Genomic DNA, 12,625 nt, shown 5'->3' on the forward strand with positions numbered 1-12,625 from the left:
CCTCAGGCCTCCAGCTCTCATTTCGCGCTCGCGAAAGCATCCGCTGCGTAGACGACCTTGCCGCCCACGACCGTCAGCAGCGACGCCGTGGCGCCGATTTGCTCGACGGGGATGGACATGAAATCCCGATCCAGGATCGCGAAGTCGGCGAGCTTGCCGGTCTCTAACGTGCCGCGCCGCGTCTCGTCGAAGCAGAACCACGCGCTTCCCGCGGTGTAGAGGCGCAGGGCATCCTCGCGGCTGGGTGTTTCGTCCGGGCCGCGCGTCGATAGCCCGCCGACGGTCTTGCCGTCGAGCATCCATTGCAGCGCCACGAACGGATTGTAGGATGCGACCCGATGCGCATCCGTACCGGCGCCGACATGGACCCCAATGCGTAACGCCGTGGCGAGGGGCGGCATGCTGCGCGCGGCTTCGCCGGCCTGCGCCACGATGCGGTCGCCGCCGAGATACATCGCGTCCTGCATGGTCCAGCCGACGCCAAGGGCTTTCATGCGCGCCAGCGTTTGGGGCGAGGTGTTGTCGAGATGGGCGATGGACCAGCGCAGCGGCGCGAGCGGCGTCTCCTTGTTGACCTCGTCGTAGAGGTCCAGGAGGTGATGGACGGATTTGTCTTCCTGCCAATGGATGGTGACGGTCAGCCCTTGCTTGGCCGCCCAGCGAATGATCTCGCGGAACTTGTCCTTGGCGGCCGCGTCGGGCGCGTTGTTGTTGTACATGGCGCCGGTGATCCGTTCACCGATTCCGTTGAACCGCAGCATGTCGTCGCCGAATCCCATCGGCAGGAACGGCGTGAGAGTCTTGTACTCCTCGAATTCCGCGCCGACATTCTGGGCGAACAGGCTGAAGGCAACCCGAACCGAAAGCGATTTGTCGCGCCAGAGCTTTTGCAAGGCGGCGTAATGGCTGGGATAAATGCTGAAGCCGCCGGGATCCACGATCCCGGTCACGCCAAGACGATTGAGCTCCGTAAAGAACTGCCGGGTCCCGGCGACATTCTCATCGAAATTCGGCCGAGGCAGCCGATCGAACAGCGCGGAGATACTGACGATGGAGCCGTTGAACCAGCCCGTGGTGTCGCCCGATGCGGCGGGTTCGGCGGTGATACCGGCCGGCAACTGATCCGCGGACATCCCGAGGGCTTGCTGCGCTTTCGGCGTCATCAGCACCGCCGAATAGAACAGCTGGATGTAAGCCGGATTGTCGAGAACGGCCGACATCACCTCGGCGAGCGTCGGCCGCCGCTTCTCCGCAAATTGCAATTCGCTCCAGCCACCGGCCACGATGATCCAGGACGCCGGCCGCGCTGTTGCCGCCTGGCGCAAGCGTTCCATGGCCTCGGGAATCGTCTTTGCGCCGATCCAGTTGACCTCGGTTGCGTAGGTGAGGCCGGCGCGCACGGCGTGAATATGGGAATCGATCAATCCCGGAATGATCGTGCGTCCGCCGGCATCGACACGGCGCGTCGCGGGCCCGATCAGGACTTCCATGGCATCGTTGCCGCCAACTGCAACGATCTTGCCGTCGCGGACGGCGAGTGCCTGCGCGATCGTCGATGCAGGATCCAGCGTCACGATTTTCGCGTTCGTGACAATGAGGTCGGCCTTTTGTGCGTAAGCCAAACTGGCCCAGCACGAGATCACCAAAATCGCCAGAAGCTTGCGCATGTTCAGTCCCGAAATGAGAGAGGCAGGAGTGAGAGGCAGGAGCGGCGCCGCACATCCGCCGCTGGATGCGCTCGCGGACATCGCGTGTCGCAACGGGGAGTGTCGTGATCTTGACCTCGTCTGGCACCAACAAAATCAGCCGGTCCACCGGAAAGTTCGGTAACGGCTCAAGCAATTGATGTTGCAGCCCGCCTTCGCCCATGGGCTTCCGCGCGGCAGCCTCACTCGCTTTGCACCGAGCGGGGCGCCTCCCCTGCTAATCCCTTGTCAGCTTGCCGGATTGCGCGCCGTGACGATCCAGGTCGCTCTGTCGATCATCACCGACCGCTCGCCGGCGCGGCCCGCGAAGGCGGCACGAACCGCGGCCGAGGCGCGGGCGCGGATGTCGTCGGGCTGATCAGCGAGCGCGCGCGCTAGCGGGCCGACCTCGAACGTCATCTTCACCGCGTCGTCGACCGCCGCGTCCCGCGTCTCGCCCTCGCCAAACGGGATGGAAACATCGAAGGGCGCGATAGCGATATCGGTGAAGCCGGCCGCCGTCAGGATGCGAACCACCCGCCCCCGGTCGCCGAACGAGAATGGGCCGGGCACTTCGGGATCGGGCGGCGCCGTCGGCGGGACGATGCCTTTGATCGCGTCCATCGGCAATCGCACCCAATCGTTCTCGGCCGCACCACGCCAACAGACGAAAGCGACCCGCCCGCCCGGCTTGAGCGCACGGCGCATATGAGCGAACGCCGCCGTAGGATCGTCAAAGAACATCACCCCGAAACGCGAGAACAGGATGTCGAACGCGCCCTCGGGCAGCTCGGCTCTGCCAGCGTCGGCCACTCGGAACTGGACCGGCGTATCCGGTGGCGCAAGCGCGCGCGCTCGGCCGATCAGCGGTTCGGATATGTCCACGCCCAGCACATAGCCCCCCGCGCCGACGCGGGCGGCCAGAGCCAGACTCGACGCGCCCGCGCCGCAGCCGATGTCCAGCACGCGTTCGCCCGTGGCGGGCGCTGCGGCTTCGATCGCGGCCTGGCCGAACACCGCCACCCTGGCATCGAGCCGGGCCTGGTGGGCGACCCAGCGCTCCCCGCTTTGGCCATTCCAGTCGGCGACCTGATCGGCATTGTGCTTTGCCATGACATGTCCTTGTTCTGGCCCGGTCACTGGAAGCAGTGGCGACCGCCGGGGACTTCCGAGACGATGCAGTTCATCCGGCCTATAAGCGAAAGATTACGGCTTGCGCGCGTCTGCCTTCTGAAAGTCGTCCCGATGCGCGCGCACAAATTCCTCGACCGACATCGGCGACACACCGGTCAGCAGGTTCACATCGTCCGAGGATCGGTCGTATCGGCCGTCCCGGTGCAGCAGTGCCATCGACTCCAAGTGCGCGACCACGTGTGCGGATGCGCCAAAGGATCGCAGGCTCTCCAGCCACGGTTCCAACGGAATGTTCATGTAGGTGATTGGACGCCCCAAGACTCTTGTGAAATCTTCGGCGACCTCGCGAAGAGTCTCCGCACGGGGACCGGTCAGTTCGTAAACCTTTCCAAGGTGAGACTCGGGATTCACCAACACCTCTGTCACGCAGCGCGCAACATCGTGGGCGGCGATTGGCGACGTCTTTGCCTCTCCGAAGGGCAACATCAGCGCGTTCTGAGCGGTGATAGTCGGAACGGCAAATCGCCAGAAGAACGCGTCCATGAAGGCGGTGGGACGGATCGTGACCACCGGCAAGCCGCTCCACCGCAACACCTGCTCGGCCAGCCAGTGCTGCTTGTGCTGCGGGCTGCGCGCGGTCTCGCGGATGCTCATCTCCGAGACCGTCATCTGCGACATGTTGACGAATGCTTCGACGCCATGGTGCCGGGCAACCGCCGCCACGTTCGTCGTAGCCTCGAGATACTTCTCGCTGGCCGACATGCTGAAGTACAGGCGCTTGCAGCCATCCAGGGCGCGGTGCACCGCGTCCAGGTCGAGCAGATCTCCGACGATCACCTCGGCACCAAGTGCCCTCAGCGATTCCGCCCGGCCGTCATCCTGCCGGACCATGGCGCGCACCTTCAGCCCGCGCTCCAGCAGAGACTTCGTCACGCTCGGTCCGATCGCTCCAACTTGGCCAGCGGCACCGGTGACAAGGATGGGATGGGAGTGTTTCATGTCGAGGTTTCTCCGCGAGACCAATAACGGCGCTCGTGCCGGTGACGAGAATGGTGTGACCGAACAACTTCACTGGCGAGTCGTGGACCTGATGTTGAATTGGTAGTGCCCGCGGACGTCGCGTCTCGGCTGTGCCGTTTCTGCTCGGCGCGACTCACGACGCCACCATGTCGGCGTGAATCGCCTCGACGACCGCGGCGGGGTGGGTCAGCGGGATCATGTGTGCAGCGCCGGGGACAACGACCGTGCGGGCGTCGAACGCTCCCGCGAGCAGACGGCTCACCGACCGCGGAGCGGCCGACGTCCGCTCGCCGACGAGCACCAAGGTCGGCACCGCGGTCGAGGTGAACTCGGCGAGCGTGGTCCGATCGGCTGCGCTGGCGGTCATCTCGAGCCTTAGCCGCGGTGCGAGCCGTGTAACCAGCGCACGCCCCTTCTCGCCCAGCGCGTTCCACGTGCCGGCGCCGCTCCAGTGCTCCACCAGCAGGCAGGCGGCCGCACCGTGATCCGGCCACGCGCGCATGAACCGATCGCAGAGGGTCTGCCCCTCGCGCAGGGCGTCTTCTTCCCCGGGCACGCGCAGCACGCTGACGACTACAGGATCGATCAACGTGAGCCGCGCCACGCGAGACCCGACGGCCAGCCGCAGGTGAAGTCCGAAAAATGCCCCGAGTGAGTGGGTGACGAGGTGGAACGCGCCGACGCCCTGCATGTCGAGCCAGCCGCGCAGGTGGGAAACCTCGTCCTTTGGCTGCCACGCCTCGCTCGGTGTCGGCGACCGTCCGTAGCCGAGCATGTCGGGTGCCAACGCCCTGGCGCCGCGCGCCTCAAGACCTGTGCGGACCGCGGCCCAGGAGTGGGAGCCGGTGGCGGAGCCATGGAGGAGCACAATGGGAAGGTCGTCGATCATCGGAAATCCTGATCTCGGAAAAGGGAAACTTTGATCTCAAACCAGCATCGACTGCTGGGCGAAGATACCCGCCATCGCGCCTTGCCACGACGCCGTGGTGACCGAGGGCAAGAAGGGCGTGGTGAGGTCGCCGGCGGCGTAGATGCCGGGCATGCTTGTTTGGCGGCGCTCGTCGACCTTGAGAACGATGCCGCCCGGCGTATCCACCGTGGCGAGGCCCAGTGATTCATGCAGGCTTGCGGACGGCTTGGTGCGCGGATGGGCGAACAGGATGTCGACTGCGACATTGCGGCCGGTATCGAGATTGACGGTGGCGATATGCCCCTTGTGATGGGCGATCCCGGACATCCGGCCATCGACGACAGGTATGTTGCGGCGCGCCAGATCGGCCTTAATATCAGGCGGAATGTCCCGACCATCGGCAAAGACAGTCAACTTGTCGGTCCAGTCGAGGAACAGCCTGGCCTGATTGTGCGACTGCGGGCCGGACCAGACGAGGCCCCAATGCTGGCCGGCGACTTCAAAGCCGTCGCAATAGGGGCAGGGCACGATTGACGTCCCCCAGCTTTCGGCAAAGCCCGGAACGTCAGGCATCTGGTCGGCGACGCCATAGCTCAGGATCAAGCGCCGCGCCCCAAGGCTTTCGCCATCGCCGGTGAGGACAGAGAAACCGTCGATGGCGCCGGAGACGCTGTCGGCCCGGGCACTGACCAGCTTGATCGTGGGATAACGCGCCAGCTGCTGTCGCGCCTCGGCCAAGATGTCCAGCGGCGCCTTGTGATCGTGGCCGAGCAGGCCATGCGAGTGGCCAGCGAAGCGGTTGCGCGGCAGGCCGGTATCGAGAACGGTGACCTTGCGGCGGGCACGGCCGAGCTGCAGGGCGCCGGCGAGACCGGCAAAGCTGCCGCCGATGATGATGACGTCATCCATGGTGATGGGCTCCGTTGGAGGACAGGTTGAAACCTACCCATTGGCTTGCATATTTCAGACACTGCGTGGTATCGTAATTCAAGTATTAGAATACTGTCAAGTACTGGAATTGTGGTGACCGAAAACAGACAGGGACGGCGCGGCCGGCCCGCCAACGAGGCGCTTGGCCAAACGATCCTTGACGCCGCGCGCGAACTCTTTGTGGAATTGGGTTTTCAAGCGACGACCTTGGACAAGGTCGCCCAGCGGGCGAAGATATCCAAGCTCAGCATCTACAGACACTTCGAGAACAAGGAGGCGCTGTTCAGCGCGGCCATCGCGGCCGGCTGCCATCAGTTTACACAGGCTCTTTTTGAAGGCGTCGATGGTTCGGCCGAAGATCAGCTCATGGCGGTGGGATCATCCCTGCTTCGCACGCTGTTGAGATCAGATGTCCGCAATGTCGAAGCCATGATCATGGCCGACACGACCAATCAAAAGTCGTTAAGCAAGCTCCATTACGAAGCCCGCCCCGCGCATGTCATCGCCCAAATCGAGGCCCTGTTGCGTCAGTTGCACGCGAAGGCGCTTCTGAATGTGCCCGATCCTCTCCGGTCCGCCCGCTTGTTTGCCGCGCTTTTCAAAGGATCCGATCTCCTGATGATCGCACGCTTCGATCAGGCGAGAGCAGAGGACGACGACGAAATCGAATCCTATTGCCGGTCGGCCGTCGCCATGTTCATTGCCGCGCACGGTGGCAACGACCACGTGGGCGGATATTTGCCTGCCCAAAGGTCAAAAGACGAAATTTGAATCGTGCGTGACCGATGTCGTCAAAATAACCATTGAGCTACAGGCCCCGCCGCGAGACGGCCATTTTGGCAGCGGCGGGCAACGCTGCGCGGTTCGTTTACAGGGATGGAGGTATTAGGGTGACGGTGCATTTAACTCGCCGGACGCCTATTAAAGCGGAAGCGCATCATTGAGTGCACGGTCATCCTAGTTCCGCGATATCGATCAAGTTGGACCTGTCACGCCCCAGGCGCGCTTTGCGCCACATCGATCACGTGGCGATCCGATCCTACGGTGATCACCACAGTATAGCTCTTTTGCGCGCCGGCCTGATCAGTGGGCGGCGCGAGGTGTAGTTGGCCTCCGTACCATTCGCCGGGCAAGAGCGTGTTGTCCTTGATCGCCGCTTGCTCGAGCACGGCCATGTTGCGTTGACCTGCTTCAATCGTCCCGGAAATCATCGCGTCATTTTGTGCGGCCGCGTTGCCTTGCGCGATCGCCGCGGCTGTCGGGCTGTAGAATGAGCCGGTCCGGCCACTTGGGGTCGTATAGGTGCCATGTCCTGCTCGCGATGCGCCGTAGGCGTTGGCGCCGGCGGCGACCCCGGTCAGAAGCGCAGCCGCGACCTGCCGGTTCTTCTCCTCTTGAACAAGCATCTCGTATGTCACGATCTTCATTTCGAAGTCGGACCCCGCGGCGTGCTGGACGGCTTCAACTTGCCCGACTCGAAACTCGACCGGTTGACGGCCGAGATTGTTGATGCCGACCACGAACACGGGCCGGCCGTTCGCCTGGAGCTGTCGGGATGCCGGCCGAACGAGGACCAGGGAGCTCTTTTGCCGCGAGACGAGAGCAGGCTGCCCATCCCTCATGAGAGCTTGTTGCTGTGGATTAGAAGCTTTGAACGAGACCGTTTCCCCAGCTGTCATGCAGCCGGTGAGCGCGGCGCAAGCCGCCACCAAGACTAAAATACGCACGCTGAATTCCCCCGCCGAAAGAGTCGATGCAAGCGCAACCATTGAGCGAGGGCAAAGACAGTTTACGCGCGCAGGCCCGCGGTCCTCGATCAAAAAGTCTAAGAGGCACCGGCTTGCCTAGCCGAAGCTCGCGAAGCGAGCGAAGGCTGGTGGGCCCGGCAGGACTCGAACCTGCAACCAGACCGTTATGAGCGGCCGGCTCTAACCATTGAGCTACAGGCCCCGCCGCGAGACGGCCGCGAAAGCTGCGGCCAGCAACGGTGCGCGGTTCGTTTACAGGGACGGAGGCGGGGGTGCAATGCTGGGTCTGGCGGATGGAAACGCCGGCGCGGCAACACCTGGTGTTTTTGAAAAACCGAATTAGGCGATGATGCCCTTATAATCCTGTTTTGCCCGACGGCGCAAGCCCACCTCGCCGAGCCTTCGCCCCGCCCTCTGGCAATCGCGCCAGCGGGGGCTCGTTTTTTCCATTCCGTAACCCCTTGTGATCGCTTGCTCTTTCTACTGTGCATGGGGTTGTTTTCGCACATTTTGTTGGGAGGGGTCTTCCGATCCCCTCCGATGTCGCGTCGGCGCGCTGCAGGCTCGAGGCAGTTCCGCGGCGCTAGTCCACCGACACCCCGGCGAACTCCACCACCTTGCGCCACTTCTCGGTCTCGTCGGTGACCAGCTTGCCGAACTCGGCCGGCGTCATCGGCTTGGGGATGCCGCCGGTCTCGGTGAGGCGCGCGACCAGCTTCGGGTCCTTCAGCGCCTCGTTGACGGCCTTGTTGAGGATCTCGATCACGTCCTGCGGCGTGCCCTTCGGTGCGGAGATGCCGTAGAAGCCGACCGATTCGAAGCCGGGCAACGTCTCGGCGATCGCGGGCACGTCGGGCACGCTCGGCCAGCGCTGCGGCGAGGTCACGCCGAGCGCGCGGACATTGCCGCCCTTGGCCTGCTCCATCGCGGAGGGAAGGTTGTCGAAGATCAGCTGCACCTTGTTGGAGATGATGTCGGGGAAGGCGATGGCAGATCCCCGATAGGGCACGTGCACCATGTCGCACTTGGTCATCACCTTGAACAGCTCCGCCGACATGTGCACCGAGGTGCCGTTGCCGGACGAGGCAAAGGAGATCTTTCCGGGATTGGCCTTGCAGTAGTCGATGAACTCCTGAACCGTCTTGGCGGGAAACGCGTTGGAGACGACCAGCATGTTGGTAAGCTGCATGATGCTCGCGACCGGCACCGTGTCGCGCAGGAAGTCGAACGGCAGCTTCTTGTAGAGCGAGGTCGAGATCGCGTTGTTGGGCGCGACGAACAGCAGCGTGTAGCCGTCCGGCGGCGAGGCGATCGCGGCGCCCGCCGCGATGTTGCCGCCGGAGCCGGCCTTGTTCTCGACGATGAATTGCTGGCCGAAGCGGTCCGACAGCCAGTTCGCCATGATCCGCGCCACGATGTCGACCGGGCCGCCGGCGGAGAAGCCGATGATCCAGTGCACGGGACGGTCGGGATAAGCAGCGGAGGCGGGAGGTGCGGCGCCCAACAGCGTTGCAAGGAAAACCAGCCCGAAAACACTGTTACGCAAAATTCGCAACATGACGCCTCCCATTGTTCTATTGTCGTTGGGCTGCATGCTTTCACAAAAACGGGGCGCTGCCTACATCGCCGCAAGTCGATGTTGACGCGCCCCCGCCGGGACCGACCATGAGATTCGTTCTTCTTTTCCTTCTCGCTGCGGCGCTGCTTTCAAGCCCCGCCGCCGCTCAAACCGGAGGCAACGCCATTCCGACCACGACTCCCGGCCTGACGATCAGCTTGGGCACCGCGACGCCCGGCGGCGGCTTTCCGCTCTATGGCAACGCCTTTGCGCAAGCGATGAACGCGGCCGATCCGCAAGTGATCATCGCCCCGCGCAACACCAAGGGCAGCAACGAGAACATTCCGCTCTTGGAGAAGGGCGAGCTCGATCTCGCTCTGGTCGCGGGCGAGCCGGCCTATGAAGCCTTCGCCGGCATCGGCCGCGCGCCGGTACGGTTGAAGATCCTTACCGCGATCTATTCCAACCCTGGCATGTTCGTGGTGCGCGCCGATAGTCCCTACAACACCATTCGCGATCTCGTCGGTCAGCCCGTCGCATTCGGCGCCAAGGGCTCGGGCCTGCCGATCCTGGCGCGCTACGTGCTGGATGGTCTCGGGTTGAAGCAGGACGAAGACTTCAAGGCCGTCTATCTCGACCGCGCCGGCGATGGCCCCGCGATGGTCGAGGATGGACGTGTCGCCGCACTCTGGGGCGCCGGCATCGGCTGGCCCGGTTTTGCAGCGGTGGCCTCGAGCGCATCAGGCGCGCGCTTCATCGCGCCTGATACCGAGGACATCACGCGCATCCGCGCCAAACACGCGTTCCTCAAGCCGCTCACCGTGCCCGCCGGCAGCTACCCGAACCAGTCCGAGCCGATCGCCTCGCTGGGGTCCTGGAGCTTTGTGCTGACGCGCGAAGATCTGCCCGTCGCCTATCGGCTGGCGAAGACGCTTCACGGCGTCGAGCCGACATTCTGCAAGCAGCTCGCGCAGGCCTGCGAGACCACGGCGGCAAACACGGTCGCGGCCGCGCCGAAGCCGGAGCTGATCCACCCCGGCGTGATGAAGTACTTTCGCGAGATCGGGGTGGTGAAGTAGGGCGCCGCTGTACCCACAATCGTCATGCCCGGGCTTGTCCCGGGCATCCACGTTCTCGGCGCCGCTCGGAGATCGTGGATGGCCGGGACAGGCCCGGCCATGACGACTTCCCTCGCGCCTCGCTACACCCTCACTTCTTCACCATCGCGCACGCCGGGTCCGGCGGACCGAACGCCTTGTCGCCCGAGATCGTCGTGAGGATCTTGTAATAGTCCCACGGATATTTGCTTTCCTCCGGCGTCTTCACCTGCACCAGCCAGAGGTCGTGCACCATCAGATTGTCCTCGCGCAGTTTGCCGTTGCGGGCGAAGAAATCCTCGATCGGCTTTTCCCGCATCTTGGCTGCGACCTTGAGCGGATCGTCGGTGCCGGTCTCCTTGATGGCGTTGAGATAGTGCATCACGCTCGAATAGACGCCGGCCTGCCACATCGACGGCATCTTGTTCATCTTGGCGAAGTAGCGCTTCGACCATTCGCGGGTCTTGTCGTCCAGGTCCCAATAGAACGAGGTCGTCAGCAACAGCCCTTGCGCTGCCTGCAGGCCGAGGCCGTGGATGTCGGTGATCAGCGCCAGCAGTGCCGCCATCTGCTGGCCGCCCTTGAACACGCCGAACTCGGAGCCGGTCTTGATCTCGTTCATGTTGTTGGGCGGACCCGCGGCGATGCCGATGATCTTGGCCTTGGAGGACTGCGCCTGCAGCACGAACGAGGAGAGGTCGGGCGTTGCCAAGGGTGGCTTCACCGAGCCCAGCACCTTGCCGCCATTGGCGGTCACCACCGCCGAGGCGTCGCGCTCCAGCGAATGGCCGAAGGCATAGTCGTCGGTGATGAAGAACCAGCTGTCGCCGCCGCGCTTGACCACGGCGTCCGCGGTGCCGACCGCGAGCGCGCGGGTGTCGAACACCCACTGGATCGCATAGGGCGAGCAGAATTTGCCGTGGAAATCCGCGGTGCCGGTGGAGTGGGTGATGAACAGCCGCTTCTTCTCGTTGGCCATGTTCTGCACCGCGAGCCCGACCGCGGAGACCGGCACGTCGACGATCAGATCGACCTGGTCGACGTCGTACCAGCGCCGTGCGATCGCGCCGCCGATGTCGGCCTTGAGCTGGTGGTCGCCGACGACGATGCTGATCGGCTTGCCGAGCACGGTGCCGCCGAAATCGTCGATCGCCATCTGCGCCGCCGTCACCGAGCCTTGGCCGGTCGGCGCCGAGGCCGGACCGTTCATGTCGGTGAGCACGCCGATCTTGACGACGTCGTCGGACACCTGCGCCATCGCAGCGCCCGGCATCAGCGCCGCCAGGAACGTTGCTGCAAAGCCGGCAGCAACCGGCAGTCCAAATCTTGTTGGCTTCATGCTTGTCCTCCCCTGATCCGGCGCGTTGGCCGGTGTGCCCTCCGGGTATGGCCCGGCTGAATTGGTTTCTTTTGCAACTATTTGGGGGCGGGCGTCAACGTCAGGCGGCGAAGCGGATTTGTCCGGCCGGGGAGGGATCGTAGCCGGTCAGCTCCCCGGCGCGCTGGAGCAGGCGCTTTTCGCTGAGGAACCGGATCAGGCCCTGCATGGCGGGGCGGAAATAGCTGCGCTGCCGCATCGCGAGGTCGAAGTTCTCCCAAACCAGCGGCACGAAATCGAGGCCGGCCGAGCGCGCCGACGCACGCGTCGCGATGCCGCAATCGGCCTGTCCCGCGCGGACGATCTCGGCGAGATCCGGCCCGGTCAGAGCGGGCGTCTCGATCCGGCGCAAATCGCGCGTCGAGGCGCCGGCGCGCTTCAGCAGCACATCGAGCAGCATCTGCGCGCCCGTGCCCTGTTGCCGCATCGCCACCTTGGCCCCGAGCGCGAGCACGTCGGAAAGGCCGCGCAGCCGCCTGGGATTGCCCGGCGGCAGCACGAGACCCTGCTCGCGACGCACGAACGCGACCAGCAATGCATCATGCAGGTCCGGAGCGTCTCGCAGGACCGTCGCATTGGCGTCGGCGGCGAGATTGCCGTCGGCATCGAGGCTGTGGAAGTGCACCGCCACGGCCATCACCTCGTCGCGCTGCAAGCGCTCGAGCCCGCGCGCGCTGCCCTCGCTCATCGATCCCAGGCCCGAGCCGGATTCGCGCAGACCCCAATCCAGCAGCTCGTCCTGGCTGCCGCCGACGACCGGCGGCGGCTCCGCAATCAGCATGCCGGCCGGGCGCGCCAGTCCGGACAGCACCCAGAGGTCGAGCTCGTGCCGCGGGAAGAGCCACTTTCCGGTCACCTTGGTGCAGGGGATCGCGCCGGTGGTGACGAGTTCGTATAGCTTGCGTTCGCCGAGCCGAAGATAGTCGGCGGCTTCGCTGGTCGTCAGGAATTCCATCCTGCATTCCTATGCAAATTCTTGCTTCTTTTTGGAGCTCGGCGCAGGTGGAATTCTGCATTTCCAGTTTTGTCCGCCATGACCATGCCCGATCATCTCGCTGCTTTGCAACACATCCCCACGCGCGATCTCTGCTTTGGTGAACGATGCTGAATCGCGCGGAACGGATCTTGCGGCTGTCGCGCGTAACAGCAATCGGCGTGCCGCTCC

11 protein-coding genes and 1 tRNA gene are annotated in these 12,625 nt (G+C 64.3%); 2 read left to right on the forward strand and 10 right to left on the reverse strand.

Translation table 11 applies throughout. The features are described from left to right. Positions 1-17 precede the first annotated feature (17 nt). From IVA75_RS08645 to IVA75_RS08665, 5 genes are all read right to left on the reverse strand, one after another. A complete protein-coding gene (locus IVA75_RS08645) occupies positions 18-1,667 on the reverse strand; it encodes an amidohydrolase (RefSeq protein ID WP_247282618.1) in 1,650 nt (549 codons plus the stop codon). Between the two features lie 267 nt (positions 1,668-1,934). Continuing rightward, a complete protein-coding gene (locus IVA75_RS08650; protein WP_247282619.1) occupies positions 1,935-2,798 on the reverse strand; it encodes a methyltransferase domain-containing protein in 864 nt (287 codons plus the stop codon). A gap of 93 nt (positions 2,799-2,891) precedes the next feature. Continuing rightward, positions 2,892-3,818, reverse strand: coding sequence for an NmrA family NAD(P)-binding protein (locus tag IVA75_RS08655; RefSeq protein WP_247282620.1), 927 nt, complete (start codon positions 3,816-3,818; stop codon positions 2,892-2,894). Between the two features lie 154 nt (positions 3,819-3,972). Continuing rightward, positions 3,973-4,728, reverse strand: a complete 756-nt coding sequence (locus IVA75_RS08660) for an alpha/beta hydrolase (protein ID WP_247282621.1) — start codon at positions 4,726-4,728, stop codon at positions 3,973-3,975. 36 nt (positions 4,729-4,764) lie between these two features. Next, the gene (locus IVA75_RS08665; RefSeq protein WP_247282622.1) at positions 4,765-5,658 is read right to left on the reverse strand and encodes an NAD(P)/FAD-dependent oxidoreductase; all 894 of its coding nucleotides are present in this window, start codon (positions 5,656-5,658) and stop codon (positions 4,765-4,767) included. Between the two features lie 114 nt (positions 5,659-5,772). On the opposite strand from IVA75_RS08665, the gene IVA75_RS08670 reads away from it, so the two are divergent. Beyond that, positions 5,773-6,450 carry a TetR/AcrR family transcriptional regulator gene (locus tag IVA75_RS08670; RefSeq protein ID WP_247282623.1) on the forward strand — a complete coding sequence of 226 codons (678 nt, stop codon included), beginning with the start codon at positions 5,773-5,775 and terminating at the stop codon, positions 6,448-6,450. A gap of 218 nt (positions 6,451-6,668) precedes the next feature. Here IVA75_RS08670 and IVA75_RS08675 read toward each other — a convergent pair whose 3' ends face one another. From IVA75_RS08675 to IVA75_RS08685, 3 genes are all read right to left on the reverse strand, one after another. Further along, positions 6,669-7,406, reverse strand: coding sequence for a hypothetical protein (locus IVA75_RS08675; protein WP_247282624.1), 738 nt, complete (start codon positions 7,404-7,406; stop codon positions 6,669-6,671). 147 nt (positions 7,407-7,553) lie between these two features. Next, positions 7,554-7,629, reverse strand: a tRNA-Ile gene (locus IVA75_RS08680). A 381-nt stretch (positions 7,630-8,010) separates the two neighbouring features. Next, positions 8,011-8,985 (reverse strand): tripartite tricarboxylate transporter substrate binding protein, encoded by a 975-nt coding sequence (locus IVA75_RS08685; protein ID WP_247282625.1) that lies wholly within the window; start codon positions 8,983-8,985, stop codon positions 8,011-8,013. 107 nt (positions 8,986-9,092) lie between these two features. Here IVA75_RS08685 and IVA75_RS08690 point away from each other — a divergent pair, with 107 nt between their 5' ends. Further along, positions 9,093-10,064 (forward strand): TAXI family TRAP transporter solute-binding subunit, encoded by a 972-nt coding sequence (locus IVA75_RS08690; RefSeq protein WP_247282626.1) that lies wholly within the window; start codon positions 9,093-9,095, stop codon positions 10,062-10,064. A 130-nt stretch (positions 10,065-10,194) separates the two neighbouring features. Here IVA75_RS08690 and IVA75_RS08695 read toward each other — a convergent pair whose 3' ends face one another. Together IVA75_RS08695 and IVA75_RS08700 are read right to left on the reverse strand one after the other, a co-directional pair. Further along, positions 10,195-11,421: an ABC transporter substrate-binding protein gene (locus IVA75_RS08695; RefSeq protein WP_027567841.1), complete on the reverse strand. Its 1,227-nt coding sequence runs from the start codon at positions 11,419-11,421 to the stop codon at positions 10,195-10,197. Between the two features lie 100 nt (positions 11,422-11,521). Beyond that, a complete protein-coding gene (locus tag IVA75_RS08700) occupies positions 11,522-12,415 on the reverse strand; it encodes a helix-turn-helix transcriptional regulator (protein WP_247282627.1) in 894 nt (297 codons plus the stop codon). Between the last annotated feature and the right edge of the window lie 210 nt (positions 12,416-12,625).

It is taken from the genome of Bradyrhizobium sp. 134, from assembly GCF_023074155.1.
GTDB lineage: Bacteria > Pseudomonadota > Alphaproteobacteria > Rhizobiales > Xanthobacteraceae > Bradyrhizobium.

Excerpts from the sequence above, each read along its gene's own strand:
- IVA75_RS08645 (WP_247282618.1), bottom strand. The coding sequence starts at position 1,667 with ATGCGCAAGCTTCTGGCGATTTTGGTGATCTCGTGCTGGGCCAGTTTG.
- IVA75_RS08650 (WP_247282619.1), bottom strand. The coding sequence starts at position 2,798 with ATGGCAAAGCACAATGCCGATCAGGTCGCCGACTGGAATGGCCAAAGC.
- IVA75_RS08655 (WP_247282620.1), bottom strand. The coding sequence starts at position 3,818 with ATGAAACACTCCCATCCCATCCTTGTCACCGGTGCCGCTGGCCAAGTT.
- IVA75_RS08660 (WP_247282621.1), bottom strand. The coding sequence starts at position 4,728 with ATGATCGACGACCTTCCCATTGTGCTCCTCCATGGCTCCGCCACCGGC.
- IVA75_RS08665 (WP_247282622.1), bottom strand. The coding sequence starts at position 5,658 with ATGGATGACGTCATCATCATCGGCGGCAGCTTTGCCGGTCTCGCCGGC.
- IVA75_RS08685 (WP_247282625.1), bottom strand. The coding sequence starts at position 8,985 with ATGTTGCGAATTTTGCGTAACAGTGTTTTCGGGCTGGTTTTCCTTGCA.
- IVA75_RS08690 (WP_247282626.1), top strand. The coding sequence starts at position 9,093 with ATGAGATTCGTTCTTCTTTTCCTTCTCGCTGCGGCGCTGCTTTCAAGC.
- IVA75_RS08695 (WP_027567841.1), bottom strand. The coding sequence starts at position 11,421 with ATGAAGCCAACAAGATTTGGACTGCCGGTTGCTGCCGGCTTTGCAGCA.
- IVA75_RS08700 (WP_247282627.1), bottom strand. The coding sequence starts at position 12,415 with ATGGAATTCCTGACGACCAGCGAAGCCGCCGACTATCTTCGGCTCGGC.